Genomic DNA, 26,527 nt, shown 5'->3' on the forward strand with positions numbered 1-26,527 from the left:
AGGCACGGTAGAATGAAGCCTTAACTTTTGTATAGAAATAGCATTCAGGGAATTGAGCCATGCAGGACTTACGCGCTGAGCTAGCAGAGATGGTCGATGAGGCAGAGCTAAGTTGGCTGTTGCCTCATGCCCGCAGAGGAGCACTGGTCGCAGTCAACCCAGAGCTAGATCTGCTGGATGTGGGCGTGGCGATCGCCAATGATAACGTTGCCTCCGTCCAAAATTGGATTGATGAACAGTTGATTTTTAAGCTCTCTGCTGATGAGTTAATTGAGCGAGGGAGTGATGGCGATCGTCGGTTTACCGCATTAATTGTGCAACCCTATGTTTTGATGCAAGAGCCAGCAACCGTTTAGAAAAAAGCAATTCAAAACACAGAAATAGTGACGACAAAGATTTTTAATTTTGAGCTTTGAGATAGTGATCTGTTCCATGACTGCCTTTACTCTTGATATTTTTTCAATCAAAAATACATGGTTGAGCCATCTGCCAAAAGTCTCTGGGAGCGTTTAAACAATCTAACTTTAGTTCGCCTTCTGTTGCTATTTGCTTCTGGATGGGCGATTGTACAGTTTTTATCCTATTTTGAGACCGTTGTTGTCATCTTCACTTCCGCAACAATTTTAGCTTTTTTGTTGAGCTATCCAACGCGGTGGCTTAGCCGCATGGTGCCGCGTGGTGCAGCAGTTATTTTAATATTTCTCATCAGCATGATGATCATTGGTGCCGCCAGCATCACGATTGGGCTAGGCATCTTATCTCAAGGGCAAAGGTTAGCAGAGAGCGTCACAGAATTCCTCAATTCTCTAGCCCCTGTGGTGGGGCAGGTCGAAGAGCTATTGCAATCTAGAAACCTTCAAGTTGATTTAGAAGGAATAGAAGAACAGCTACGAACTCAAGCACTTTCTGGAATTGGATCGGGTTTATCTTTAATTCAAATCTTTTTTGCTAATTTAATTAATCTGATTTTGATTGCCGTCGTTTCTTTCTTTATGCTGCTAGACGGAGAGCGGCTATGGAATTTTGTACTAAAGGTCTTTCCGTCTCATCTACGACGACGTTTAACAGTGACGCTACAGCGCAATTTGCTTGGTTTCTTTTGGGGACGTCTGTTGCTCTGCTTTTTTTATATTGGCTCTGCTTTTGTGGTGTTTCTCATCCTCAAAGTTCCGTTTCCTTTAGTGCTGGCGTTTATTGCGGGTGTGTTTAATCTAATTCCTGGAATTGGTGCAACTTTAGGCATTAGCCTAATTTCCCTGATTCTTTTGTCTCAAAGCGTCTGGTTAGCATTCAAAGTATTAGTGGTTTGCATAATCATTGAGCAAATCGAGGAGAATTTACTGTTGCCTCGAATTATGCAAAATTCCCTAGATATTAATCCTGTCGTTATGTTTTTTGCGCTACTGGTAGGCGCACGAGTTGCCGGAATATTTGGACTTTTCCTGGCAGTTCCAGTAGCAGGCGTAGTGGTCAGTTTATTAGAAATTGAGGAAATGCGCGGGCGATCGCAAGTCTCCCTACCCAGAGATTTGCCGCTGGAGGAAAAGTGAGGATATTAGACCTTCTGCGTGAATGGTAGCGCTTCAAAAAGTGATTTATGTAGGAGGTTTATCGCTTGGTCAAGTATGTTTTTGAACATGGAACCTTTAGTTCTACGTTCAAAAACATACTCAGATCTTTGACTTCTCAATGCCTCGTCTGCAAAAACTGCCCCATAGCTGAGCCAGTATATCCTGTCGTCACCCAAAGCAAAGAGCGGGCGGCATCTCGGATAGCTTTTTCTAGAGGTTCGGGCGATCGCCCCGACTCCACCGCAACAGGCTTAATGCTAATTCCCCGGCTACCAAAGACGATTTCGCCAATCACTCGAGCGCGACGCATGTGATCATCTGAGGTGATCAGGTAAACACTATCAATCTCCTGGTTCTGAAAATCTTCAACCAGGGTTGTGAAATTAGTCACGGTATCTTTGGCGCGGTAGTCTAAATGCACGCGCTCAGGTGCAACGCCTGCCTCTGAAAACACCCATTCTGAGTATTCGGGGTTGCTGCCTGATGAAACCCAGATGGGCAAGTCAGGATGCTGTTGAGCAAATTCTGCGGCAAATTCTTCGCGCTCGACGGCTCCGCCTAACACCAGCACGGCTTGAGGAGTCCGCAGATAGGCTTGCATTTGTTTGTACCCGATCGCCAACAAAAGCGCGATCAGCACAATTCGACAAAGCTGAAAGCGACGAGAACGAGGTCTAGACCGTACATTTCTCCTGGGGCTGGGTTGTCGTCTGGAAACGGAGGCGGGTCGTCGCGATTGCATAAACTCGAACAAAACTGAGATTCAGGAAAAGCACCATACTACCGTCTAAAACACTACCGCCTTAGAGGCAATTATTTGAAGAGCTAGAAGCTTGAATTTATCTGGAATTTTGCAACTTGTCGGTAAAATACTTGTCTTTCCACAAGCATCCGCCCATTTTTGTTTACGCTCCGGAGAATATAGCAATTCTCAATTGCACGGAATACAGCAGTGGCGCAGTGTGCCACTGCTGCATTCCACTCAGGCAAGAACCGCTATATAGGGCGATCGCCAGCCGAATTAAAAGATCCCTAGATTCTTTGAGAATTTAGGGATCTCACATCGGTTTAAAGTTCCGCGACAGATCAATTTCTGTAAAAAGTGTTGGGTTTCGCTTTGCTCCACCCAACCTACAGAGGCAGAACCGTAGGTTGGGTGAAGCGTAGCGGAACCCAACGCTTTAGATTTGCTGCGCTACTAGTTTTGGGTCAGCCGGGTCAACACCTGATTCGATCGCTCTACAAACGCCTTCATCCCGTCTGCGTCAAACCCTTTCTGCGCCATCAGCGCCAGATCATAAACGTGCTGGCAAATTAAGGTTGAGAGTTCGGCTGAGGGAGACTGTCCAGATGATTGCAGAACGCTGCCCTGGCTCAGCTTCGTCAAGTTCTGAATCAGTGGGTGAGCTGTATTCACCAGCAGCACATGCTCTTCGGGAAACTGAGCTGTTTGCTGTTGCAGCAGGGCATTGAGTTCCTGCATTCGACGCAGGGCTTCTGGCAGCAGCACCATTGCCGGAGGAGCGGCTTCGTTGTCCGTCTTGAGGGCTTCTGTGCGAATGGTGAGTTTGGGTTTGTTGAGTGCCTGCTGGAACAGTTCCTTGATCTGTTCGCCACGAGTTTTGTTGGTTGCAGGGTCAACAATCTCGCTGGACTTGTCTGAATCAATCAGCGTTTCGTCCAGGTCAGCGTCTACCCGTGAGAACTTCACCTCTGGATGCTCTCGCTCCAGGAAGCTAACAAAGTGGCTATCAATAAAGGAGTCCATAAACAAGACTTCTAGCCCCTGACTCTTGTGTAGCTCCACGTAGGTCGCCTGCGTTACCTCGTCGGTGCAGTAAAAGACACGATTTTCGTGACGTGATTGATTGCGCTCCAGATACTCTTTCAAGGTGGTGTAAGAAGGAGTGCCATCAGCTTCAGGTTTTGGGCTAACGTCCTGCCACGCATCGCCTTCAGCAGACTGTACTTGCACTTCGGGAGCGTCAGTGGATGCTTGATTTTCTGCGCCCTGCCAGGTGGTGCGGTAAATCAGAATATCTTCGACCTGCTTCTTGAATTTGTCGTCATTCAAAGAGCCAAATTTGACGAAGGTGCCGAGGTCTTGCCAACCGCGAACGTATTCCTGGCGATCGTCGCGGTAAAGCTCTTTGAGGCGATCGCCCACTTTCTTGGCAATATAATCGGCAATTCTGCGAACCGTGCGATCGTTCTGCAAGAAGCTGCGAGAAACGTTTAGCGGAATGTCGCTACTGTCGATTACCCCTCGCAACGGCAGCAGGAACCGGGGAATCACTTCCTCGCAGTTGTCGCTGACAAACACCTGATTGCAGAACAGCTTAATCTGTCCCTTGGTAACATCCACATCGGGCTTAAGTTTGGGGAAGTACAGGATTCCATTTACCACAAACGGATAGTCCGTATTCAAATGCACCCACAGCAGCGGGTCTTCCTGAAAAGGATAGAGGTAGCGGTAAAACTCCAGATAGTCCTCTTTAGTCAGACTGCTGGGCGACTCCTTCCAGGGTGCTTTCTGCTTGTTGATCTGCTCGCCGTCCAGCTTGATTGGAACGGGCATAAAGTCGCAGTAAGTTTTGACTAACTGCCGAATTCGAGACGCTTCGAGATAGTCCAGTTCTTCGTCCTGTAGCGTGAGCGTGATAGTCGTACCCCGCTCAGTTCGAGTTGAGTCACTTAGCTCAAACTGCGTTGAGCCATCACACGACCAGTGAACTGCCTGCGCCCCTTCCTGGTAAGACAGGGTGTCGATTTCAACGTTACTGGCCACCATAAAAGACGAGTAGAAACCTAAGCCAAAGTGACCGATAATTTGCTGGTCAGCGCTACTCTTGTACTTTTCAACAAACTCTTCAGCGCTGGAGAAAGCGACCTGGTTGATATATTTCTTGACTTCATCGGCGGTCATGCCAATGCCAGTATCTGAGATCGACAGTTTCTTTTGCTCTTTGTCGATCGCAATCTGAATTTCAGGCTCCAAATTTCCAGAATACCCACCCGAACGAGCCACCATATTTAGCTTCTGGATGGCATCTACCGCGTTAGAAATTAACTCACGCAAAAAGATTTCATGGTCTGAATAGAGCCATTTTTTGATAATGGGAAAAATATTTTCAGTATGGATACTGATGTTGCCCTGTTCCAGAATAGTCGTCATGGGTCTACTTCAGGTTCTTGAGGTGATGGGATTGCATTCTTAAGGATTTCTAAGAATACGTTATGCGATCGCATTCTATTCTAGAAATCTTTTACATGAAGAAATTGCCGCACCTGCTCAGATTCGGATTTCTCTACCTTTATTCTTGAACTTGTCGCTGCCATGCTCTTGCCTGAGACAGCATGACTTCAATCAAAGGCGTTTTGCGAGCTGCATAGGTTTTGCGATCGTGGCGAAACTGAGTGGCTAGCGATCGCTTTAAACAGACGTATTCCTGAGCCTGATCAGGATGTGCCCGAAGAAAGTCTCGAAACAAAATCTGCCTCTGCCAAAAAGCGCTTCCCGGTTGGGCAATATGCAGATGGAACAGGCGAGGCATTCCTTTTCGTAGGAAATAATGCTCAGGAATATTCAAAACCTGCCCTTCATATACGTAATTCAGTTGCTCAAGGCTGCGAATCTGGTCGTCTGTTGGAATAAGCTGTTGAAGCCCCATTAAAATGTCAACAATAGGTTTTGCCGCCAAGCCCGGAACAGAGGTGCTGCCAATGTGTTCAATCTGACTAATATCAGCTTGCAAAACCTGCAAAAGAAGCCGTTCTCGTTCAAATTTCTCTGCCCAACCAGGGTCATACTCTACAATCCAAACGACATCTTCCTCATCTTTCATCCCTTGTCCCTCATCTCTCAACTTTATGGATTCTGCTAGTCATCAGCCAACCCCTCAGAAACAGCTAGAAAAACTTAAGCTGCTAGTTGTAGATGACGAACCAGATAACCTTGACCTGCTTTATCGCACCTTCCGGCGAGACTTTCACGTCTTGCGGGCAGAGAGTGGTAAGAGCGCTCTAGACGTTTTAGCAACGGAAGGGGAAGTCGCGATTATTATCTCCGATCAGCGAATGCCAGAAATGAAAGGCACGGAGTTTTTGAGCAAAACGGTGCCCCAATTTCCCAACACCATTCGGATCATTCTGACTGGATTTACAGATGTAGAAGATCTGGTAGAAGCGATTAATGCTGGACAAGTTTATAAATACATCACGAAACCCTGGGACCCCAGTGAGCTAAGAGCAGTCGTCAAAACAGCCGCAGAAACTTATGAGTTGTCAAAGCGGCGTGCGGCAGAATTGCGCTTAGCCCAAACTCAAGCCCTGTTGCTCAGTACTATTGTTCAGGTTGTTCAGCAAGCCACTAGTTCACAAGCCTGCCTGAGGGCGATCGCCACTGCCTTTGCCGAAAGTTTTGCCGCCGATAGCTGTATCCTACAACCCGCAACTGAGAATGGCTCGGCTCCCCCTCTTCCATCTGAGACGGTAGACACTGCCGCGACAGTAGAACTCACCCATCTGACGATGCCGATTACACTCCAAGACGAGCGACTGGCCGTTTTGTCGCTCTATTGGCAGCAGCCTCGAAGCCTTACATCCGCAGAGCTATCGTTGCTGCATCTGGCAGTCCAGCAGGTTGCTCTGGCACTAAGTAGTACCCGCTACCGTCGCGCAGTTGTGTAGGATCAAGTTGATGCAGTTTGTCACTATCCCAACTTTTGTCCGTGAATACCCCACAGTCTCAGCAAATTCGTTCTCTGTTTGACCGAATTGCTCCAGTCTATGACCCGCTCAACAATTGGCTGAGTTTGGGACAGCACCGCATTTGGAAAAAAATGGCAGTGAAATGGTGCAGCCCCCAACCTGGAGATACTTGCCTGGACGTGTGCTGCGGCAGTGGCGACCTGGCTCGCTTATTAGCCCGACAGGTAGGTACGGCTGGGCAAGTGTTTGGCGTAGATTTTTCAACGGCTCAGTTGGCGATCGCTCATCAACACACTCAGCAAAGCTTTCACCCGCTTCCTGTCACCTGGGTTGAAGCAGATGCGCTGGACTTGCCCTTTGACTCCAATCACTTTGACGCAGCCACGATGGGCTACGGGTTACGCAATGTCATTGACATTCCAGCTAGCCTAAAAGAGTTATACAGAGTGCTCAAACCGGGTGCCAAAGTCGCAGTTTTAGACTTTCATCGTCCCCAAAGCCAGCAGATACGGATTTTTCAACAGTGGTATCTGAATACTGTAGTTGTGCCAATGGCAACCCAGTTTGGCTTAAGCGACGAATATGCCTACATCAGTCCCAGTCTTGACCGATTTCCCACTGGTGCTGAACAAATTGACCTGGCTCACCAAGCTGGGTTTATCAATGTGGTGCACTATGCGATCGCCGCAGGCATGATGGGCATCCTCGTCGCCACCAAACCGCTCTAACCTCCCTTCATCCCCAACCCCCAATCTCGCCTTGGACTTCTCCACACTCTGGTTACTGATCGCCCCTCCCGTCGTCGGTGGAATTATTGGATATTTCACCAATGATTTGGCGATCAAAATGCTGTTTCGTCCCTATCGCCCCCTCTACATCGGTGGACGAAAACTGCCACTCACCCCCGGACTAATTCCAGCTAATCAGGAGCGCCTAGCCAAGCGCGTCGCAGACACCATTATGGGATCGCTACTGACCCCAGAAGAACTGCAAAAATTGGCGCGTCGGCTGCTTCAAACGGAGCGGATGCAGGCTGCAATCCTGTGGCTGTTGAAATTGGCACTGACCCAGATCCAGGGAAGCAATGAGCAAAAAACCAGCAAAATTTTGGCAAAGGTGCTGAAAGATTTGCTAGGACAATCCTTGCCCCGACTAGTCAAAATCTGGGCCCGGCGCGAAGACTTTCTGGAGACTCAACTTAACCAAATTTTTGACCAGGTTTTGTTAGAGTTTCAGCTCACCGAAGCTCAAGCCAGCCAGCTTTCTGATTGGCTATTGCAGGTGGTTTTGCCGCCCGACGTCATTCGGCAAGCTCTTGTAGACTTCCTCACCGATCGCAACATTCAAGTAATCGACGAAGGCTTTCGCGAAAAAAGCAGCGGTACCTACTGGGTCGTCGCCAACCTGTTTGGGCTACGGAACACCCTGACCCGGCTGCGAACCTACTGCCTGGATGAAAAAGATGCCAGCAATGTACGCATCAAGGAACTCATTCAATCTCTTGGTGTACAGCCACGTCTGCGAGAGTGGATGCAAAACTTATCTTTGCAGAACTTGCCCGTCTCAACCGTACGCCAGCTTCGCAAAACCACACGAGACAGCATTCGCAGTTACGTCCAGGAGCGCGGTTCAGATCTGCTGCAAGGGCTAAGCAACTCGATTGATTGGGATAATGTTTCTCTGATGTTATTAAATCGTTTACGCACTTCGCCTGCGGTCAATCGTTCTTTAGAACCCGTCAGCCAGGAGTTGGCTTTAATTTTAGAGCGCTACCTGGAGCAAGACTTAGAAAACATTGTGGCGAAAGCTATTCCAATCTTAGACATCGACCAGGTGATCATCGAGCGAGTCAGAGCCACTTCAGCTCAAGAGCTGGAGCTAGCAATTCAGGGCATCGTCAGGAACGAGCTACAGGCGATCGTCAACCTGGGCGGCGTATTGGGATTTGTGATTGGACTGCTTCAGACAGTAATTTTGTTGGCTAGAGGGCTATAGGAACTAGCTAACAACCCCTAGCCCCTCAAAAATCTGCTGCAACTGAGGCAAATACTTTGCTGCCAACCCACCACCTGCAAAGCCAAATAGGTGTCCTTGCCAGGACATGCCTCGACGAATTGGTAAAATGCCCCAAATTAAGCTGCCGTAGAGCAAACCCACAATCACTGCCGTCAGAATAGCGATCGCACTTTGCTCAAAATAACCCCGCAGCAGCAAAAAGCCAAAGTAACCAAACACCAGTCCACTTGCACCAATGTGGTTGGTGCGAGGTGAGCCAAATAACCAGACTCCTAAGCCACTGACTAGCCAGGCAACAGCCGTGACGATAAAAAAGTCACTGGTTTGCCGCAGCATAATTAGCCATCCCAGAACAATCAGCGGAACAGTGTTGGTTGCCAGGTGACGTAAGTTGCCGTGCAGCAAGGGGGCAAATACGATGCCAAAGATACCCTCACTGGTACGAGGGCGAATGCCATAGCGGTTGAGTGCGCCTCTCAGGAAAATTGAGTCAAATAATTCTAGAATCCACAGTGCACCAACAAAGCCGATCAAAATGGTGGCATGGAGTTCTAGCTGGCGTGTTAGCCCTGCCAAATCATTACTGTTGAGCATTCCGCCACTTCAGTCTAGGTATTGGGGATTAAATGAATGGTCTGGGAGAGTGACCGTTTTGAGTAGGGCTATGGTGGAAGCGGCTATTTTGCGTGAACTCCACGAGCCAGTCCTTGACGCGGTGGGTAGCGCGACAGTCATCTTCGTTATATCGGAGAATGGCATCCAGAAAAGCGCGATCGCCCGTCGATAGCCATTGAGCATACCAGTAAATCGACTGCGCTCCATTTGCGTCGCGATCGCGCCAGTTAAACCCTAACCAGCGGGCGATCGGTTTTAGAGCATAGCTTTCAACCGGCAAAGTCGCAACCCGAGTTACCCGTTCATGCAAATCAACAAACCGATCGAGCAGCGGTAAAACCAGCGCTTCTGGGGTTTCGTAATATTCTGCTAGACGCTTTACAGTCTGCACTTCATAGGGGCAAAAATGAAAAATTGGCGCTGTCGGGTAGCGCCAAACTAAGTCAAGAAATTGTTGCCAGACAAACGCTTCATCTTCGGGGCGATCAGCCAGCAGGGGATAAAACTCAGCCTTAGTAGGAGCACTTTCCTCGTTTGTTTCAACTTCCGATGACCTCGTGCGATCGACCACCAAAACCCCATGCAGGTAAACTAAATTTTGTTCTGGTGCCGCTTCAATATCGAAATAAAGTTCTATAGGGGCAGTCGGCAGTTCCTCGATTGAAAGCAGCGGTTCATCGGGCAAGTCAGAACTGAACGGACTCGCCAATGCCTGATTTGAAAGGGTTACCTGCGCTTGTCGAACCAATTTTTGAGCAACCTGTGGACCAAATCCGGGCAAAGTTTCCAGATGTTTTGGAGTAGCGGCTGCTAGCGTTTCAACCGTTGTCAAATCTAAGGCTTGCAAATGAACATATCGACTCGGTGTTACTCCTGGCAACAGCGATAGGTGCTTATCAGCTTTAGCAAGCTCGTAACAGTGACTAAACCAATGACAGAGATCACAGCGATTGTGGGCAATAAAAACTTCTGGTTCTCGCTGCTCCTGAAGCATCTGGATGCACTCTTCCAAGATTGCTTCCATGCGGGGAATCAGCTCTGGCAAGTTGACTGCATAAGCTCCACGCTGTCTTAGAACCAGCCAACTTGTGTCGGGTAGAACGCCCTGAATTGCTGCAAGTAAGTGAGCGTGAAAGGCTGCCGTAATCTGGTAATCTAGCTTGGGGCGTTTGCCTAACTTAATCTCAGTGGGAACGTAGAGCCAATCTCCAAAAATGGATTCTCCAGGATGTTTGACCAACAAGTTAGGACGGCTGACCAGCTTAACTCCATCCGCACGAGTAAAGTGCAACACGCCATTGGTAATGCGTTCTACGCCTTGTTGCATTAGGGCTAACGTTGCCTCGGCACCTGCTTCCCAATCGCGGCGTGGATAACGGGGCTGATAGACAGTTTGGTTTTGAATGACTGCAATCTGGTGTTCTTGGCTGTCTTGACGCAGCTTTAGTAAATAGTCGCTGGGTGCATCTCGCTGCTCTGGGTTGCCGTACAAATCAAGAAAAGCTCGTCGCCGACATCGTTGATAGTTGAAGAGAATTTCGTCGGTCAGCCAAACCCCTTCTAAGGTCGCTTCTGGCGAGGAGATCGGGGCAGCTTGAGGCAGCGATCGCTGAAAGGGTATCGCTACAGAAGCAGCACAGGAATTATCCTCAGCCTCCATTGCGTTGAAGCTGTGGGAGTCAACGGATAGGTTTCCTCCAGTTGAACCAGACATTGACACAATCTAAGTCCTGTATCGAATGCACACCTGTCTTGCATTCGCAAGCGGTTTCACGCACCTGATTCTGTTATGACTTTAACGTGATTAGTCTGGTTTGGTCTAGCGATCGCTAAAATCGCTACAGCTACAGCAATTCCGAAGAGGCATGAGCGCACTCGGGAGGAGTGCACTCACAATCCACTCATCACGCAACTGATTTTCCTACCACTGATTTGACTTTTTGATTTTATGAGCAGTGCATCGCTAACCGTGGCGGATTTACAACAATACCGTCAGCAGTTTCCCAGCTTGAGCAATAAGCTGTATTTCAACTATGGCGGGCAGGGACCCATGCCGCAAAGCGCGATCGCCGCAATTCACCATTCTCAGGATTACATTCAAACCGCTGGCCCTTTTTCGGGTGGGGTGAATGCCTGGGTGACACAAGAGGCAAACCAGACGCGAAGAGCAATCGCTGCCGAGTTAAATGCACCTGTAGAAGCGATCGCCCTCACCGAAGATGTGTCAGTAGGCTGCAACATTCCGCTGTGGGGAATCGATTGGCGATCAGGCGACCATATCTTGCTTTCAGACTGTGAACATCCCGGCATTATTGCTGCTGCTCAGGAGATCGGTCGTCGCTTTGGCGTAGAGCTATCCACCTGTCCCCTCATGGCAACGCTCAATGCGGGCGATCCGGTAGCAATAATTTCAGAACACTTACGTCCGACCACGCGCCTAGTTATCGTTAGCCACATTCTCTGGAATACCGGACAAGTTTTGCCGCTAGCGGAGATTGTTGTCGCTTGTCGAAACCACATCACCAAAGCTGGGCCAGTGCGCGTGCTAGTTGATGCTGCTCAGTCTGTCGGCGTTTTGCCGCTTAACTTAACCGAATTAGGTGCAGATTTCTACGCCTTCACCGGACACAAATGGTGGTGCGGTCCAGCCGGAGTCGGTGGGCTATACGTTCGACCGGATGTACTAGAGTGCCTCAATCCTACGTTTATCGGCTGGCGTGGCATTACCAAAAACGCGACAGGACATCCCACAGGCTTGCTCTCGGATGCGCGAAAGTTTGAGGTAGCAACTTCCGATTTTGCCCTTTATGCCGGACTAAGGGAGGCGATCGCCATTCACCACCAGTGGGGCACTGCCACAGAACGATATCAGCGCATCTGCACCTTAAGCCGTTACCTCTGGCAGCGTTTGGGCGAATTTCCCCAAATTACTCGACTCAAAGCAACTCCTCCCGCATCCGGACTGGTTTCGTTTCAGGTCAACGGGATGACTCACAAGCAATTTGTCGATGCGCTAGAGCAGCAAAGCCTAATGCTCCGAACCATTCTCCACCCCGACTGCGCTCGCGTCTGCGTCCACTATTTCACCCTAGAATCAGAAATCGAGAGCTTGATTGAGGCGATCGCTGCTTTGATCAACAGCTAGAGTATGGACTTATGCAAGCTTCACCACTTTGTGTACAATAGAGGACTGTTGCTAAATTTCCTATTTCTCCTAAACCGCTATGGCTCGTAAATGTGAACTGACTGGTAAGCAGGCAAACAACGCCTATGCTGTTTCTCACTCTCATCGCCGCACCAAAAAGATCCAGGAAGCCAACTTACAAGAAAAGCGAGTTTGGTGGTCTGAAGGAAATCGCTGGATCAAGTTGCGCCTCTCCACCAGAGCCATTAAAACCCTCGAACACAAAGGGCTATCCGCAATGGCAAAAGAAATTGGGCTTGACTTAAACAAGTACTAAGGTGATTTCAGAGAAATATTTTACTTCTGTGAAAGCGTAAAGCGTAAGGGTTTTAGGGAAGCGAGGAGTGCATCATCATGAAAGTACATTCCTCGCTTTGCAATAGCCCAGAGATCCAGAATGGATTCAAGTTCATCAAAAGATCAAAAAGTTTTGATAAAGAAGGGGATGGCTCAATGCTGTCCTTTTTTTGTTGAAATCCAGCTCCATTGCCAGCTTGACGTTAAAATTTTGCCCTTCCCTGATCGTTTTGCTAAAACAAGTGGGTACCATAGGCTTCATGCAGTTGTTATAGAATCTTTACAAAGATATGCTTTGCCCAGTGTAAAGTTGGGATCAATCAGGCTAGGTCATTTTGAATATCAGGGCATTGAGTTCGATTGTGGCGAGTGTATCTACTTAGGGTGAACGGTAATTTTCGTCAGAAACGGTAAGCTATCGCAATGCGTCCAACCTTTAGGGCAGGCTTTAAACCTTAATTGGGTTTAACTTGTGTCACTTCTACTGAAGCTTAAATCTGACAGAAGTTCGTAATTTCACCGTTGATACAAAGTTGTCTGACTTGTTATGACAGTAGGCACCTCTCTGAGGCATTTATGAATTTTGAGTAAATTCTCCTGAGCCCTGGCACTTTAGCCGTATTGTCTCAATCTCATTTTCTTAAAATCTTTAAGTGACGGCTTTTTTGATATCAATATTCAGTTTTTAATTCCAAAACTCTAGTACCCACAACTTTCAGGCATCCCATTGATCAGGAAGGCAGTTATGTCAACCCGCGCATTAATTAGGGCGATCCAGCACCTCTTCTCACACACTAGTAGGCTGGCTCAACGCATCACCAAAAAGATCGTCACCGGCTTCCTGCGTAACTTGCTACTGGTCGGCAGACGACCCCGCACGTCTAAAGCAGGCTTTGTGTTGCCCACAACTGTGCTGCTGCTGCTGGTCGCTACACTGACCGTTGGCTCTATCACCTATCGCACATTTACCCGCACCACACAGACGATCGGCGATCGCCAACAGCGCGTCATTTACAACGCCGCCACCCCTGCCATTGACCGAGCCAGATCAAAGCTAGAGTATCTCTTCAACGCTCAGCAAGACCCTCGATTTCCTGGCGGTGTTCCGGGTGAGACTCAGCTTCTAGGGATGTTGCTCAATGATGAGAGGGAACTACCAGGCGGGCTTATTGTCCCTGAACATAAGCCCAATGACTATGATCCTTACACCTTTCCCGATGAAGATGACGATATTCCAGGAATTACCAAAATTAATGGACGCTTAGACATTAACGGAGATAGTCAAGCAGATAATGCCTGGGCTTATCGAGTAGATACCAACGAAGATGGCGAAGAAGATGCTACAGTCGCCTATTCCATTATTTTTCAAACCCCTAATACTGCTGCTGGTGACGCGCCTTTGACAAACCCTTCACCGCAGGCGATCGCTGCCAGAGCCAGCGATTTACAGGTACGCCAGGGACCTCTCAGTCTTATCGACCCACAGGGGCAGTGCCAGTTAGCCGAGGCAAATGTGCTTTCGCCTGAAGGTGGCTGGATTCCAGATGGCTCCAGCACATCAACTTTGAGAAAAACTTTTCAAATTGATTCCTTTGTCCTACCCGATGATCCAAATGGAACCGTCACAACTTTGGAATTTAACCAGGATCGCCAGGTTAATCGAGGCAACAAATGGGGAGCCTGGTTCCGCTACGATCTAGAAATTTATCCGGGTGCAAGCTTCAATTGGAATGGGGCAATGCATACAGAGGGCAATCTAATTGTTGGCAAACCTCAAGGCGGCATCTACAGAAGCTTTCTTATTAGCTCCCCTAATTCATGCCTTTACACCAAAGAGGCTTCCGAGATTACAATTGCAAACACCACTGAAAACACGCAGGGACTTCCGCCCTTTTTAGGACAGACCCTTGCTGGACTCACGGGCACAAACGTTTCGAGAGGAGAAAGCCTCTTTGACGTAGATAACGGTGGAACTCCACAACCTGGACAACAACTTAACCCAAGAACAGATTCCATTGATGGAGAAGGAGAAGCTGTCCCACCAGGAGCGTTTGCTCTTGATCCGGTTAAGCTCCTAACTAAAGACACTTCAGAAGCCAGAGTTTTAGATAACTCTGTCGCTGATCAGGATGCAGACTGGCAGGATAGCGTGTTTGTTGATAAGGGCCGAATTCGTAATGCTTCTGAGCCAGCGCCCTATGTGGACGATACATTCCGAGCAGATGACCGCTATGGACCTAAGCCCCGATATCAGGGTGAGGAGTTTCCGGCTAACACTAAAATTGGCGCGACAATTCCGCCGAGCGAAACTAGGCTCACCGGTAATACTTCGAACACCGACGATAACACAGGTGTAGGTTTAGATGGTTACTGGGAGAGACGTGCCCGCAACGAGGGAGCACGTATAGTCGTTGGACAGCGTTTGGAGCTAGGCAATCCTTTTCCTACCACTTGGGGCGTTGCTAGTGATCCTGATTCTGAGCCGATGCGCCCTTGGAAGGAATGTTCTCCAAATAATGCTGGCAGGTGTTACGAGGCTAGGCAGCGGCGCACCTTAAGAGATAACTTAGCCGCAGTTCAGGCAACAGCTGTTTACCACCGCAGTAGTCCTGATATTCCTCTTGCCTGTGTAGCAACGACAGTACATCCTGGTACCTCGCTGACTCTAGATAGAGGATCTACATTCGAGAATATTTTCGGCGACGTAACCAGACGTTCATCCCTAGTTGGTGGTGGGATACCCCTTGCAGTTAGTGATTTCTTTTCGGGTCGAGGAACCAACGGTTGGGAATATACCGCTCCAACCGCTGCTGACTTCAGTGCTGGTAGCCCTATGATGACAGCACTCACAAACCTGGCTTACTTCACCGGAGATCCTAATGGAGGAGCACCCTCATTCACACCTGTCCAGAATGATGGGGAGGTTCATCCTCAGCCGACGATGACGATGTGGGGCGACTTCTCGATGCTGCGACGGATTATAGATACAGGTGATGCCTACGACAGCCTCAGCCTTGCAGACAGAACGACTTACCATACGGCTGCTTGTACGTTGGGTATGTTGGCACACAATATCAACTATCTGGTAAGATTTGAACCTTCTCCAGGCGATATAACCCTTCTGACGGATGTACTTAACAGATTAAGTAGCGGAAATACTGGTAACAGCGGCATTAGAATGGCTGCTCCCCCTAACGGTCCAGGTTTTCCGCCTGAAGCCTATGTTGAAGGTTTGAAAAAGTGGCGTAACAGTACCACACCCAATTATGACCCTGTTCAATTGGACAGCGCTATTGCTCTAGCGCAGCTAATTATGGAGAAGGAACAGGTTGCACGCGATCGAGCATTCGGCTTCTCCCCTGCGACAGTGAATACTTGTCCTACAAGACTCGGCAGTTTAAGAGGGCTTTGTCCATCTCAACCTAAGTACCCTATTCTTTTCTCCATTTTCCCAGGTGATTACAACTCTGATACTGTACTAAGTTCAGACGATAACCACCCCGAACTAGGTGCACAGAGTCGAGGGGAGGTGGAGCCTACGGATGAAGCCTACATTGATGGAGAAAATGGTGCCTACTCCTACCAGTATGTAGATGTAGATACACCACCAGCAACCAATCTACATATTGCACGGGTCGTAAGACCTAAACGGATAGAAGAAGGTTGGGTACTTCAACCGGAGCAGATTGCTGGTGTCACTGGTGCTTACACAAACAGTAACGAGGAAGGGCGCATCAAAGTTTGTGTAGACGGGGTTTGTCTCGGAAGAAATGATGGCACCTTGTATCGAGTTTTAATGAAAGACTCTAGCTTGTTTAACGGCAGAGAAATGATGAGTGTTAGAGTTCTAGACTTGAATCTAGATCTGATGCGTAAGGCAAGCGTAGGAACGGGCGACTTCTGGCTCCCCACTTCAGGACTCATCTATGCATTCCGAGAAGATGCAGTTGCCGAAAATATGATCGTTAGACCTCCTTCAGCAGACTGGACTATCTGTAATACCAATGCCAGTTATGAGGATGAAGTAAATGCTTGTCATATGCAAAGGCTTGAAGAAGCAGCTTCATTAGGAACAGACCCTCCTGTTAGTGACGAACTTAGCATCAGCCCTAAACCTGTAGATTACTATCCTGATCCAGATCGCCGTCCTCATGGATTCCGTTTTCGCAAGGGTTCTTTTCTAGGACGCAATGGTGATGAAGGCCGTGGTCTGTCTTTCATCACCGATAATACGGTGTACATTCAAGGCAACTTCAATCTACACCAAGCTAACGAAGGAGCAGGTCAACCTCTAGAAGAATTTCTTGATATTCTACGCCCGGACTTTAATAACTTTTATGGCCGCGACAGATTAAACGTTGACTTTGCAAGAAGTTTAACGGATGTTTGGAGACCTACTGAGATTCTGGCAGATGCAGTCACAATTCTCTCTGACAACTTCTGCGATGGCAGTATTGAGGATGGCATACTTTCTGCTGGTTCTTCAAACAATCCAGACCTCAACGCTTTACTCACTGCAGCAAGACCTGGAGGTGGGGCTGCATCATATGGATGCACAACTGATGCAGGTGGTAGGCTTCGAACTTCCTACCTCAACCAAAACCGCCCCAATCCAAGTCCGGCCATCGCACAAAGTTTTTATCGTGGTATAGGGACTGGTTTAGGTCTACCTAGACAGCGTTGGTTACGCGAAAATCCTTACGATCTAGGTTCCCCAATTGCAATTTCCAGAAAGGGTAATCCGAAGATTGTTGCTGGCGGTACACCGATGGGAACCGAGTATGAGTCGGGATACTATACTTTTGACCAGAACAAGCCTCTGATTTCAGCTAGAGATGGAGCGCGTGTCAACTCGATCATTGTGAGTGGCATTTTGCCTTCTCGTCCAGGGCAAGGATATGGTGGAATGCACAATTTCCCTAGACTTTTGGAAAATTGGGAAGATCGTTCGCTGTTCATTTCTGGCGCATTTCTCCAACTCAACTTCAGCAACTACGCTACTGGACCGTACGACCAGGATGCTTTTGAGGTGGGTGATTCATCTAGTGTAGATGTTGAAAACCTTAAGTACTACGAACCTCCAAATCGGCGTTGGGGTTATGATGTCGGCTTGCAGTATGCTCCAGCCGGCCCAGTGGCGAGGCGATTTGTCACTGCTACATCAGTTCGGAGCGAGTTTTACAACGAGCCGCCTGCAAATGATCCTTACATTGCCAACTTGTGCAAAGCCATAAATGACAGATGCCCTGAATAGAGTTATTTCTGTCGGAGCCTTACGAGGAGTTTCTACATGTCCGTTATGTCTTTGTTACAGCAACAATTGAAATCCCTGGACAAAGCACTGCTGCCTGGGAAGCAAGGCGGCAATCCATCCAGGTTTGGCTCCTCAGAGCAGGGTGTAACTCTCTTGGAGTGTTTGGTGGCGATCTCAGTCATTGCTCTACTAGGGGCTATGATTACGCCGCCTCTGTTTGTTGCCGCTGCCACACGAGTTCAAAATCGACGGGCAGAGCAGGCATTTCAACTCGCTCAGTCAGAGGTTGATCGCATTCGGGCACTGGTGGCACGCGGACAACATCAAGTTGACAACTTACCTGTTGTAGTGGATAGTCTTGAGGCAAATGATGCAGATCCACCTACCACACCTTCAAGCTTCTTGAAGTCCATTAATGAGACCTGCAATACCTATGAAGGCCAGCAGATTCCAGCAAATCAGGTTTTGCCAATTGATATTACTGGAGATGCAGACTGTGAACCTGAGTTTTTGATGCAGGTTTACCGGACTAGATCACCCAACGAGGTTACTGAAGCAGCAGGACGACCTGACTATCGGCCGCTTAACTTTGATGTTGGTATTCGAGTTTATTCTGTCCGTGCCGAAGATAATTTAGGCAGCCTCAGCGCTGAGCCTGCAAGTTTGCAGTTCACTACGGGTGAAGGCAACCAACGCGAACGTCCTCTAGCAGTTCTGAATTCCGCCTTTAAATGGAGTGATCAAAGCGGGGCGCTTTGTAACTACCACACCAATGGCGGTCAGATCTGCAACTAATTTCTAGTAGTCAAGACTGTTTGAGTCTACTCCTAACTGGGTAAAAGCATCATGAAGGTGTCGCTTAAATCTCAATTAAATCGCCTTTTTCGCCGTAAGCAAAAGTCTAGTAGTGTTGGTGGCTTCACGTTCATTGAGTTACTAGTTGTCATATTTATTGCGGGTGGTATTCTCTCTGGTTTGTTGTACCTGGTAGTGGAGTTACTTGGTGTTGACCAGCGTGAAGCTTCCCGTAATGAGACTCAGCGGGAGATGCAGTTAGCGATGGATTACATCGCTACTGAGTTACGGGAGGCAGTCTATGTTTACAACGATTGTTATCTGCCGCAAGGGAATCGTAATGATCCTGACGGAGATCCAAATAATCCGAATGATGACTACTGCCCAGGATTAATTAACTTTTTACCCGATAATCTAACCAGCCCAGACAATATTCCAGTTGTTGCATTTTGGAAGCAGCAGCCTATTCCTACAGTTCTTAAGGAGCGGTGTGCATCTTCTGCAACTCCACCTGATGATATTCCCTGCCGCACTGCATCCTCCTATGCTTTGGTTGTTTATTCTATCAATACAGCCGATTCTGACATTTGGAAGGGTAAGGCCCGTATTACCCGCTATGCTCTAACCCAATTTCAAAGCAATGGTACTCGAGCTCCTGGGTATGCTCCTCCAGAAGAAGGAGTTAGTGTCCGCTTTGATCGATGGCCCATAGGAGATAACGATACTGATCGCCGAGTAGGTACCCCCCTAGATACATCGGCTGTACTAGTAGACTTTTTGGATGATGGTTCAGGTGCCGACTTCATCGATACTGATGAAACAGCCGATCTTGCCAGTTGCCCGGATGATTATTCAATGGTACCTAGCCAGGAAGTTCTTGACGCAGTTGGTGCTCCTGATATTAGAAGCTTCTATGCCTGTGTGGATCAGGGGCAAAGCAACACAAATAGAGATGTAATTCTTTACATTCGAGGAAATGCACAGGGTAGACCGGGAATTTCAGGAGAAGCTTCTTTTCTACCAACTCTAGAAACTAGGGTTCTAAGCCGAGGTGTGCTTGGCAGAGCCCCTTAATTCTAAGATGTGAATTCGTTACTGTTTCAGTCCTTGAGTATTGAGCCGAAGAAGAATGAAGAAGCTACTCTCTAAGCAAACGGTGCTATTTAGAAAAGCTGCTATAGGCAAGGACACAGGTTTCACCCTGATAGAGCTTCTAATTGTTGTAGTTCTGATAAGCATTCTGGCAGCGATCGCAGCTCCAGGCTGGGTAACTTTCCTAAATAGACAAAGAGCAAACGCGGCTAGAGACGAAGTCCTTCAAGCGATACGAGTAGCTCAAGCACAAGCCAAGCGTACGCGGCAAGCGGTATCAGTAGAGTTTAATACTGACGTAGATCCACCAACCTTAACCGTAAGAAATATTACTCAAGTGGTAGGTGAGGGCGAGGGAGACAATGGCTTGGTGGCTCTTAGTGCAGTGGATGGTGCTGGTATCGATTTAGCTTCGCTTACTTTTGGTTCTAGTGGAAACATAGACATTGACTCTGTTACAGGGTTAGACCCTGAAGATCCAGATAGGCCTATTGCGACTATTACTGTTGCTACCCCCGCTCAAGGTCCTGGAAGTGATAATCCTACACGACGCTGTGTTGTAGTTCAAACGCTGTTGGGAGCAACACGCTTAGGCGCTGATGACGAATGTGAGTAATTTCTAAGAATCACAGAATTTTTCTAACCTTTGAGGGGCAGCTTAATTTGAATGAGCTGCCCCTCAAAGGATTAAGCTTTACTTCTCTTTTGTCGTTACTTTCAGGTCAACCCACTCCGAGAAAGGTTCGCCATCAAAAGGTTGAACTCCGGTTTCAGGGTAATGATCATCTCTCGGACTAAAGATCCGGGAAACCCCTTCAGAGACGTACTGGATTGCATTAACCGCAAAGTCAAAAATTTTCATAGAATCGCCCTCAATGTGTGTCATTGACGTGTAATCGATAGGCGACATCAATGTATGCTTACACAGTGACCACTCGAAGCGAAATCCTGTTTCAACAGGTACGAACTTTTTACTGCGTGCCTCAACTGCGTTGAAATATATCTGAAACTATGTCGGAACCAATAATCCGCGTGGCACTTATTTGCTTACATTGATCTCGATACTTTTATCGTAGGAGATTGACCTGAGAGGCAATCAAAACTGCTGCGGAATCTTGATAAAAGGTATAACGTTCTTCATGTTAATTAGGACAAAGAAAGAGGGCGTGAGCTAAATCTACTTCCTCTTCTTTGTTCAAACCAAGATGGCGATCGCCCTAATTTTTCGGATTCAATACTTGTAGCCGTCGGGTTTGCTGTTGACGCGGTTGGGCTGTAGCGAAGAAATGGTTTTTGCGAAACTGTCCATTCTTTCTGACGAAGGCCATATCAACCTAGCAAAGCGCTCGTTGAAGGGGCGATTGTAGTTGCCAATTAGGTTGAAGGCCCTCGGGACAGCGGTTTTGAGAGGGCGTTTCATAAATTATTTGATCAAACTGCGAACCAGGTCAGCCAGACGCTCGGCACTGTCTGCGATCGCCAGTCCTCCCGCTGCGGCTGCCATTTGCTCAAGCTGATCGGGCGACCGCAGCAAATTTAGCACCTTATTTTGCAGCTTTTCGACCGATAGGTCAGCCTGACGACAAACTTGAGCCGCCCCCCCCGCCGCAAAGATAGCAGCATTGTAAGACTGATGATCTTCCGCCGCGTAGGGATAGGGGATCAAAATGGAGGGAGTTTTAGTGATTGCAAGTTCCGTTAGAGTGCCTGCTCCTGCTCGACTAATTGCCAGATTTGCTCGTTGCAGCAAACCCGCCATGTCGTCATAAAACGGCAGTTGCAAATATTGAGCGTGGCTTAAGCTGTTGGCTTCGGGATCATTTTCCCCAGTCAAATGCACAACCCAGGCTCCGGCGGCAAACCACTCCGGAGCACACTGACGCACTAAGCGATTTACTGCAACGGCACCCTGACTACCGCCAACCACCACAATCAGCGGCACATCGTCCGAGATATTCAAGCCAGTGGGCGAGGCATGGTCTAGCGCGGCTCGGAACTTAGAACGAACTGGTGTACCCACACATACCGTTTGAGCGCGGGGCAAATAGGGCATCGCCGCTTCAAACCCCAACGCGACTCGACTGCACCAGGGACTCAGCCAGCGAGTTACCTTTCCAGGCAGTGCATTAGATTCGTGCAGAATGGTCGGCAAACCCAGCGTTCGAGCCGCTACGATTGCAGGCGCAGCAATATAGCCCCCCGTGGTTAGTACACCCTGAAACTGTCCTTGTTGAAGTAGTTGGCGCACCTGGAGAATCGAGCCTGTTAATCTACCAAAAATTCGCAGCGTCCCCAGACCAAATCTCTGCTGAAAGCCTTCGACAGCGATCGCATGAAGTGGATATTGCTTAGGAACCAGTTGCGTTTCCAAGCGATCGGGTACGCCTAACCACTCAACTTCGTAGTCGGGCAGCTGCTCAGCCGTAGCAATCGCCGGAAATAAATGCCCCCCTGTACCGCTTGCCGCAATCAGGAGTCGGATCGGCTTTGTCACAAATCTACTTTCTCCCCCAGCATCTCAGGACAACCTAGAACTCGCAATTCAGAGCTTAAAGCTTCTACTCATGTCATCTTTAACTTCTAATTTTCGCTCATCTAACCCATTTCACTCAAATTCAGGTTAAAACTTCTGAAGTAGCGATTTGCAAAACGCTGCCTTCTCGAATTAACTATCCAAACTTATCATTTATGCCTCACGCTTCCACCAAACGCCCTACTTTTGCCAAGCCTCAACCGATCCAGTCGCGATTGTTGAACTGGATTCAAGCTACAGGGCGAGCTTGGCTAGTGCCGTCAGTTGTGGGATTGGCGATCGCCTGGGGAGGAGACATCAGCGCCCGAGCCGAAAGTTCAGCAACTGCGCCACCAGAACTGCGTGAAACTCTGACTCAAATTGATGCCGCTGCCAGTCAGGGCGACGTGGAAGCTGTAATGGAATTTTATAGTTCAGAGTTTACCCATGCAGACGGGCTAACTTATGAGACGATGCAGCAGGCTCTCACAGCTTTTTGGGAACGGTATCCCGACCTCACTTACCAAACAGCCTTAACCTCCTGGGAGTCGGACGGCGACGCAATCGTGGCAGAAACGGTTACAACCATCACTGGTACTCAAGAAGCAGAAGGTAGAACATTCAAGCTCGATTCAACCATTGCGTCACGCCAGCGTTTTGTCGGACAGCAGATGGTTAGCCAGGAAATTCTCACGGAGCGCAGTCAGGTGACTTCTGGAGAAAATCCACCCACAGTGACCGTTAGCTTGCCCGAACAGGTGACGACCGGGCAGGAATATCCATTTGACGCAATCGTGACAGAGCCATTGGGCGATCGCGTTCTTTTGGGAACCGCACTGGAAGAGCCAGTCAGACCCGAAGGCTACCTTAACCCGACAACACTCGATCTAACGCTCCTACCTGCTGGAGGACTCTTTAAGGTGGGTCAGGCTCCTGCTACGCCCGAAAGCCGCTGGGTTTCAGCCATCATTATTCGGGAAGACGGCATTACCGAGGTAACTCAGCGCCTGCGAGTGGTAGGGCAATAGGCACATGGCTTCGATTCAAAACCAAATTGTTTTAATTACGGGTGCTAGCAGTGGAATTGGAGCCGCCTGTGCTAGAGCCTTTGCAGCAGCAGGGGCAAAGCTGATTTTGGCAGCACGGCGGCTCGACCGCCTGGAAAGTCTGGCTGCCGATCTGACTGAAAGACATTCAGCTCAAGTTCATTTGGTGCAGCTTGATGTGGGCGATCGCACCCAGGTCGAATCTACCCTCAACGCCCTCCCCGATTCCTGGCGCACAGTTGACATTCTGATCAACAATGCAGGTTTAAGCAGAGGCTTAGACAAACTGCATGAAGGCAGCATCGAGGACTGGGAGGAAATGATTGACACCAATGTCAAAGGCTTGCTCTATGTCACTCGGTCCCTGGTGCCAGGAATGGTTGAGCGAGGACAGGGACATGTGATTAACATAGGCTCCATTGCGGGACACCAAACCTACCCCAACGGCAACGTGTATTGCGCCACAAAAGCTGCCGTTAAAGCCCTGTCTGAAGGTCTGAAGATGGACTTGCTAGGCACACCCATTCGCGTTAGTGCAGTCGATCCGGGAATGGTCGAAACCGAGTTTAGTGAAGTGCGCTTTCACGGTGACACAGAACGGGCCAGCAAAGTTTATCAAGGGTTAACTCCACTTACCCCTGAAGATGTGGCAGACACAATTCTCTTTTGTGCAACTCGACCGGCGCACGTCAATATTAGCGAGGTCTTGCTGGTGCCAACGGAGCAAGCCAGTGCCACCCTAGTTTACCGTCAGCAAAACCGATAGATGTAAAAGCAAGTCTTTAGCTTCAGAATCTCAAACCAACACCACCTTGAAGCGAAGCAGCCGTGCCGCCACCATCACGATAGGCATCAAAGGCAATAATCGCATTACCAAAAATGACTAGGTCGCTATAGGGCAAGCTGTAGTCCACCCCAGGCTGAATCACAAAGCTAGTTTGGTTACCGAGTGGGGAAGCGTTTCCTTCGCCACCATCTTGTAGCACCACGCCAGCGCCAATGTAAGCATCCGTCTGCCAGTTCAGCGGAATGTCATAGGAAACAGTGGGAACGAGCGCGGGCGTATCTCCAAAAACTAACGCCTGTGCCCGGAGTGAAATGGGCAGTTCTAGAAGGCGATAGCGCACGGCAATTACAGCGGCGGTGCTACTATCTGAATCGTCTCCTGAGCTTAGACCAAAGGAAGGACCAACTCCGACATAGCTACCGTAAGCAGCTTGAGCTGAAGCAGTTGATGAGGTCATTGGAATGATACCAAGTGAACCAATCAACCCTCCGACTAAACCGCCAACCAGACTGTTAAGTGCGATCGCCCTCAAGCGATTTGTCCAATTCTTGTTGCTAAGAAACTGCATCCCAAACTCCTCACTAGCTACAGAATTTACTTTTATAAGACAGACCACCGAGTCAATCAGCACTAAGCTCTGTTTGAAGTTATTTTTTCCCTGCATTTCTTCCACAGAAAAAATAACCTTTTCAATTGGTAATAACAGATCAATCAGTAGAACATAGCCCAATTATGAGCTAAAAGTCTACAAAATTCGCCTATTTTGTAGGTTTAATATGAATATTTCTCACTTACAACTGCCGTATCAGACCTTTGGTATTTTTATACATTTTCATCTCCATTCCTGCCACATAATCAAATCATCTTTGCCATTTCCTTCCTCAACTTTTTGCTATGGCTCCCCTTCTCCAAACCATTCGCTCAAAACTTTCTGAGCTAGGAAAACTTAATCCCAAGGCAGTCGAGATGGGGCGTTCTGTGCTGTTGCCCAGCCTGATCATGACAGCATTGCTGTTAGGGATGGGTCGGTTAGGCATACTGCAAGGGATGAATTTAGCAGCTTATGATCATCTGATTCGCTTACGACCCGACCAGGGAGAAGACGATCGCCTTCTCATTGTGGGAATTACAGAAGCAGACATCCAGACTCGCCAAGAATGGCCCGTTTCAGATCAGACACTAGCTCAACTTTTGGAGAAACTAGAAGCACAGCAACCGCGTGCAATTGGGCTAGACATCATTCGAGATGTACCCATTGAGCCAGGTCGAGAAGCTCTTTTGAATCAACTGCAACAGAGCGATCGCCTGATTACCGTCTGTAAAGTCAGCGCCCCCAATGATCCGGGTTTCCCGCCTCCGCCGGGAGTTGCGCCAGAATTTGTTGGATTCTCAGATTTAGTGATTGATCCTGGCGGCATTCTACGTCGCAGCCTACTCGTGATCATGCCGCCGCTGCCAGAGAATGGCGTTCCTTTAGTCCCTCACCTGTGCAGTCAGCCAACAACTCTAGATAATCAGCCCAATACCTTGCTTTCGTTTGGCTTTCAGCTAGCACTGACTTACCTGGCAGAGGAAGGCATTCAGCCTGAATTGACTGAAGCCGATGAGTTAAAGCTAGGTTCCACCTTACTCTCTCGGCTTCAACCCACCACCGGGGGATACCAGAAAGCAGATGCTAGCGGCTACCAGATTTTGCTCGACTATCGCTCGGCTAACCGTGCAGCCCCACAGGTCAGCATCACCGATGTATTGACCGATCGAGTGAATTCAGAACTGATTCGCGATCGCATCGTTTTGATTGGCTACACCACACCGCAAGCCAAAGATGAGTTTTACACGCCCTACAGTGCAGGAGCCAGCGATAGCCAAAAAATGCCAGGGGTCGTCGTTCATGCTCAGTCTGTCAGCCAAATTCTCAGTGCAGTGCTGGACGATCGCCCGCTGTTGTGGTCTTGGTCAAATGCCCAGGAAGGAATTTGGATTTTCGGCTGGGCATTATTTGGTGGGGTTGTAGCTTGGTATGTGCGCCATCCGCTGAAGTTTGGAGGAGCAATCGCGATCGCAGGCGGGATCATCTACGGCATTTGCTTTTTGCTGTTTTTGCAGGGTGGCTGGATTCCGCTGGTGCCGGGGGCGATCGCCCTGGTTGTCACCTCAGCCACAGTCATTTTGGTTGATCGCTTTAATCACAGCACCTATGGGCAAACAGTCTACCGCCAGGTTAAGAGCTTCCTCAAACTCGATATTGAGATTGACCAGGCAAAGCTAGAAAAACAAGTCGCTGAAATTACCGAATCTGAATACTTTCAGGATTTACAGCAAAAAGCAAAGGCTCTACGATCTTCAGCCGGAACCCACAGCCCCACAGATCCTCCGGAAGACTCCATTCCTACAACAGATCACAGAGCTGTCCCTTCACCAGCCGAGCCAGTTGTTAAGTCAGGAGATGAGGACGAATTGGACTATTTCCAAAAGTTGAGACTGGACGCTAAACGACTACGCGACCAAAGACAAGGGCAAAGCGACGACAAGGAAGGTTCGTAGCCAAAAGCTTCACCAGTGCAGAACTCTATACTCCACCTGCAGCAGCTCAGTCAGCTCTGGTAGATGTAGGTTGGGGAAGCAAAGCGTAACCCAACAGCAGTAGA

At 48.7% G+C, this 26,527-nt stretch carries 22 protein-coding genes; 14 read left to right on the plus strand and 8 right to left on the minus strand.

From position 1 onward, the window contains the following. Positions 1-59 precede the first annotated feature (59 nt). Both H6F93_RS17295 and H6F93_RS17300 read left to right on the plus strand, forming a co-directional pair. Entirely contained in the window at positions 60-356 is a 297-nt protein-coding gene (locus tag H6F93_RS17295) for a DUF2288 domain-containing protein (RefSeq protein ID WP_190642201.1), read from the plus strand. A 117-nt stretch (positions 357-473) separates the two neighbouring features. Then, positions 474-1,550 (plus strand): AI-2E family transporter, encoded by a 1,077-nt coding sequence (locus H6F93_RS17300; protein ID WP_190642202.1) that lies wholly within the window; start codon positions 474-476, stop codon positions 1,548-1,550. A gap of 136 nt (positions 1,551-1,686) precedes the next feature. Here H6F93_RS17300 and H6F93_RS17305 read toward each other — a convergent pair whose 3' ends face one another. The 3 genes from H6F93_RS17305 to H6F93_RS17315 all read right to left on the minus strand — a co-directional run bounded on the left by H6F93_RS17305 (position 1,687) and on the right by H6F93_RS17315 (position 5,416). After that, a complete protein-coding gene (locus H6F93_RS17305) occupies positions 1,687-2,313 on the minus strand; it encodes a YdcF family protein (protein ID WP_190642203.1) in 627 nt (208 codons plus the stop codon). A gap of 456 nt (positions 2,314-2,769) precedes the next feature. Next, positions 2,770-4,746 (minus strand): molecular chaperone HtpG, encoded by a 1,977-nt coding sequence (gene htpG / locus H6F93_RS17310; protein WP_190683111.1) that lies wholly within the window; start codon positions 4,744-4,746, stop codon positions 2,770-2,772. Positions 4,747-4,885: 139 nt separating this feature from the next. Next, positions 4,886-5,416, minus strand: a complete 531-nt coding sequence (locus H6F93_RS17315; protein ID WP_190683114.1) for a GrpB family protein — start codon at positions 5,414-5,416, stop codon at positions 4,886-4,888. A gap of 25 nt (positions 5,417-5,441) precedes the next feature. On the opposite strand from H6F93_RS17315, the gene H6F93_RS17320 reads away from it, so the two are divergent. From H6F93_RS17320 to H6F93_RS17330, 3 genes are read left to right on the plus strand one after another with little or no spacing between them, the layout of a single operon-like run. Then, the gene (locus tag H6F93_RS17320; protein WP_190683116.1) at positions 5,442-6,260 is read left to right on the plus strand and encodes a response regulator; all 819 of its coding nucleotides are present in this window, start codon (positions 5,442-5,444) and stop codon (positions 6,258-6,260) included. A gap of 41 nt (positions 6,261-6,301) precedes the next feature. After that, a complete protein-coding gene (gene ubiE / locus H6F93_RS17325; RefSeq protein WP_190683118.1) occupies positions 6,302-7,009 on the plus strand; it encodes a bifunctional demethylmenaquinone methyltransferase/2-methoxy-6-polyprenyl-1,4-benzoquinol methylase UbiE in 708 nt (235 codons plus the stop codon). A gap of 31 nt (positions 7,010-7,040) precedes the next feature. Beyond that, positions 7,041-8,276, plus strand: coding sequence for a DUF445 domain-containing protein (locus H6F93_RS17330; RefSeq protein ID WP_190642208.1), 1,236 nt, complete (start codon positions 7,041-7,043; stop codon positions 8,274-8,276). A gap of 3 nt (positions 8,277-8,279) precedes the next feature. On the opposite strand, the gene H6F93_RS17335 is transcribed toward H6F93_RS17330, so the two are convergent. Next, a complete protein-coding gene (locus H6F93_RS17335) occupies positions 8,280-8,891 on the minus strand; it encodes a rhomboid family intramembrane serine protease (protein WP_190683120.1) in 612 nt (203 codons plus the stop codon). Between the two features lie 28 nt (positions 8,892-8,919). Continuing rightward, entirely contained in the window at positions 8,920-10,626 is a 1,707-nt protein-coding gene (locus H6F93_RS17340) for a TM0106 family RecB-like putative nuclease (protein WP_242043501.1), read from the minus strand. Between the two features lie 234 nt (positions 10,627-10,860). Between H6F93_RS17340 and H6F93_RS17345 the strand changes: the two genes are divergently transcribed. The 6 genes from H6F93_RS17345 to H6F93_RS34705 all read left to right on the plus strand — a co-directional run bounded on the left by H6F93_RS17345 (position 10,861) and on the right by H6F93_RS34705 (position 20,150). After that, positions 10,861-12,057: an aminotransferase class V-fold PLP-dependent enzyme gene (locus H6F93_RS17345; protein WP_190683122.1), complete on the plus strand. Its 1,197-nt coding sequence runs from the start codon at positions 10,861-10,863 to the stop codon at positions 12,055-12,057. 79 nt (positions 12,058-12,136) lie between these two features. Then, complete coding sequence (gene rpmB / locus H6F93_RS17350; RefSeq protein WP_190642211.1) at positions 12,137-12,373, plus strand: 50S ribosomal protein L28; 237 nt, start codon at positions 12,137-12,139, stop codon at positions 12,371-12,373. A 765-nt stretch (positions 12,374-13,138) separates the two neighbouring features. Then, a complete protein-coding gene (hpsA, locus tag H6F93_RS17355; protein WP_190683125.1) occupies positions 13,139-17,647 on the plus strand; it encodes a hormogonium polysaccharide biosynthesis protein HpsA in 4,509 nt (1,502 codons plus the stop codon). Positions 17,648-17,683: 36 nt separating this feature from the next. Continuing rightward, a complete protein-coding gene (locus tag H6F93_RS17360) occupies positions 17,684-18,442 on the plus strand; it encodes a type II secretion system protein (protein ID WP_190683127.1) in 759 nt (252 codons plus the stop codon). A gap of 51 nt (positions 18,443-18,493) precedes the next feature. Next, positions 18,494-19,516 (plus strand): type II secretion system GspH family protein, encoded by a 1,023-nt coding sequence (locus H6F93_RS17365; protein WP_190683129.1) that lies wholly within the window; start codon positions 18,494-18,496, stop codon positions 19,514-19,516. 55 nt (positions 19,517-19,571) lie between these two features. Next, positions 19,572-20,150: a prepilin-type N-terminal cleavage/methylation domain-containing protein gene (locus H6F93_RS34705; RefSeq protein WP_199313782.1), complete on the plus strand. Its 579-nt coding sequence runs from the start codon at positions 19,572-19,574 to the stop codon at positions 20,148-20,150. Between the two features lie 78 nt (positions 20,151-20,228). Here the strand turns inward: H6F93_RS34705 and H6F93_RS17375 are convergent, their stop codons facing one another. Continuing rightward, a complete protein-coding gene (locus tag H6F93_RS17375; RefSeq protein ID WP_190642216.1) occupies positions 20,229-20,396 on the minus strand; it encodes a hypothetical protein in 168 nt (55 codons plus the stop codon). A 561-nt stretch (positions 20,397-20,957) separates the two neighbouring features. Then, a complete protein-coding gene (gene murG / locus H6F93_RS17380; protein WP_347277314.1) occupies positions 20,958-22,028 on the minus strand; it encodes an undecaprenyldiphospho-muramoylpentapeptide beta-N-acetylglucosaminyltransferase in 1,071 nt (356 codons plus the stop codon). A gap of 194 nt (positions 22,029-22,222) precedes the next feature. Here murG and H6F93_RS17385 point away from each other — a divergent pair, with 194 nt between their 5' ends. Together H6F93_RS17385 and H6F93_RS17390 are read left to right on the plus strand one after the other, a co-directional pair. Next, complete coding sequence (locus H6F93_RS17385; protein WP_199313783.1) at positions 22,223-23,074, plus strand: DUF8623 domain-containing protein; 852 nt, start codon at positions 22,223-22,225, stop codon at positions 23,072-23,074. Between the two features lie 4 nt (positions 23,075-23,078). Then, a complete protein-coding gene (locus H6F93_RS17390) occupies positions 23,079-23,858 on the plus strand; it encodes an SDR family oxidoreductase (RefSeq protein ID WP_190683132.1) in 780 nt (259 codons plus the stop codon). 22 nt (positions 23,859-23,880) lie between these two features. Here H6F93_RS17390 and H6F93_RS17395 read toward each other — a convergent pair whose 3' ends face one another. Beyond that, complete coding sequence (locus H6F93_RS17395; protein ID WP_190683135.1) at positions 23,881-24,447, minus strand: hypothetical protein; 567 nt, start codon at positions 24,445-24,447, stop codon at positions 23,881-23,883. 326 nt (positions 24,448-24,773) lie between these two features. On the opposite strand from H6F93_RS17395, the gene H6F93_RS17400 reads away from it, so the two are divergent. Beyond that, positions 24,774-26,423 carry a CHASE2 domain-containing protein gene (locus H6F93_RS17400; protein ID WP_190683137.1) on the plus strand — a complete coding sequence of 550 codons (1,650 nt, stop codon included), beginning with the start codon at positions 24,774-24,776 and terminating at the stop codon, positions 26,421-26,423. Positions 26,424-26,527: the final 104 nt, after the last annotated feature.

Origin of the sequence: Leptolyngbya sp. FACHB-671, assembly GCF_014695745.1 — a bacterium.
Lineage (GTDB): Bacteria > Cyanobacteriota > Cyanobacteriia > Elainellales > Elainellaceae > JAAUTN01.